1 protein-coding gene is annotated in these 1099 nt (G+C 72.2%); it reads right to left on the bottom strand.

Features of this window, described 5'->3' with window-relative positions; genetic code table 11:
* On the bottom strand, window positions 1-1097 hold a 1097-nt coding region (locus tag QSK36_RS43005; RefSeq protein ID WP_285786434.1), incomplete at its 3' end, for a GAF domain-containing protein.
* Window positions 1098-1099: the final 2 nt, after the last annotated feature.

The raw sequence follows: 1099 nt of genomic DNA, 5'->3' as shown, positions 1-1099 counted from the left end.
CGGTCTTCCAGCAGGCCGAGCCGCTCGGCGTCGCGGCGGGTCTCGGCCAGCTCCAGCGCGACGGCCGCCTGCCCGGCGAAGGCGTGCAGCGTACGCAGCTCCAACTGGCTGAACGGCATCCGTCCCGAACGCTTCACCAGCCCCAGCACCCCGCGTACGGCCCCGGCCGCGCCCAGCGGCACGGCCGCGGCAGGCCCCACCGGAGGGTCGCCGGCCCAGATCAGATGCACCTGGCTGTGGTCGAGATCGTCCAACGCCAGCGGCTCGCCGCTCAGGAACGCCCGGCCGGCGAGCGAGCCCTCGACCGCGACCTCGTCGTTGACAAGCCGGACACCCGGCCCGTCCTCGACCGGCTCGACATCCTGCAGCGCGACGCGCAGCACGTCGCGGTCGCGGTTCGGCAGCAGGATCGCCACGGCGTCGGCGTCGGCCATCTCGCGGGCGCGCCGGGCGATCAGCGTGAGGACCTCCTGCGGCTCGCCGCCGGACAGCAGCCGGGTGGTGATGTCCGAGGACGCCTGCAACCAGGTCTCGCGGCGGCGGCTCTCCTCATACAGACGGGCGTTCTCGACCGCCACTCCGGCGGCGGTGGCCAGGGCGACCACGATCGCCTCGTCGTCCTCGTCGAAGCTCCCACCGCCGCGCTTCTCGGTGAGGTAGAGGTTGCCGAACACCTCGTCGCGCACCCGGACCGGCACGCCGAGGAAGCTGCCCATGGGCGGATGGCCGGGCGGGAAGCCGTAGGACTCGGGATGCTGGGAGATGTCGGTCAGCCGCAGCGTCTGCGGCTCCTTGATCAGCAGGCCGAGCAGGCCCAGCCCGTGGGGCCAGTGCTCGATCCTGGCGATCTCCTCCTCGCTCAGCCCCACCGGCACGAACTGGATGAGCGTGTTCTCCTCCCCGATCACGCCCATCGCACCGTACGTCGCGTCCACCAGCGTCGTGGCGGTGGCCACGATGCGCCGCAGCACGACCTCCAGGTCGAGGTCGCTGCCGATCGACACGACCGCCTCCAGCAGCGCGTGCACCCGATCCCGGGTGGCCAGCACGGCCTCCAGACGCGACTGCAACTCCGCCAGCAGATCGTCCAATCGCATGC

Source organism: Microbispora sp. NBRC 16548 (assembly GCF_030268985.1).
GTDB classification, from domain to species: Bacteria; Actinomycetota; Actinomycetes; order Streptosporangiales; family Streptosporangiaceae; genus Microbispora; species Microbispora catharanthi.
Note: the sequence above shows the minus strand (reverse complement) of the source record. Positions and strands in the feature narration are given on the sequence as shown.